Below are 517 nucleotides of genomic sequence, written 5' to 3' on the forward strand. Positions count from 1 at the left end.
CCGCCGATGCTTCCCACGAATTACGCGCCCCTTTAGCCGCCATTCTCAGCAACGCCCAAGTCGGTTTGCTCGCCCCAACTTGCGATGAAATTCCCCGCCAACGCCTGGAAAAAATCGTCAATTTAACCAAATCCATGACGGTTTTAATCGGTCATTTATTGCTATTAGCGCGTCAGAGCAGCAAACTCAATCCCGAGTTATTGCAAACCGTTAATATCGTTCAAGTTTTGATCGATTTAGTCCCCAATTATCAAGACTTAGCCACAGAAAAAGATTTGACGTTTTATACTCAACTTCCCCAAAAATCTATTTTAATTCGCGCCGAACCCGAGTTACTCCGTCAAGCCATTGAAAATCTTCTCAATAATGCTATTAAGTATACAAATTCGGGGGGAACAATCAGCCTAAAATTAATCTATGAGTTCCGTTGGGTAATGATTACGGTAACAGACACCGGAATGGGTATTCCGCCCGAAGATTTACCCCATATTTTTGATCGCTTTTATCGCGTCGATCA

The 517-nt window shown here is 43.3% G+C and carries 1 protein-coding gene; it reads left to right on the forward strand.

Going from position 1 to position 517, the window contains the following annotated elements:
* Positions 1 to 517 (forward strand): sensor histidine kinase (locus tag M595_RS28460; protein ID WP_023070003.1); only part of this gene is annotated, 517 nt, incomplete at both ends.

The organism is Lyngbya aestuarii BL J, assembly GCF_000478195.2.
In the GTDB taxonomy this organism is placed as follows: Bacteria; Cyanobacteriota; Cyanobacteriia; order Cyanobacteriales; family Microcoleaceae; genus Capilliphycus; species Capilliphycus aestuarii.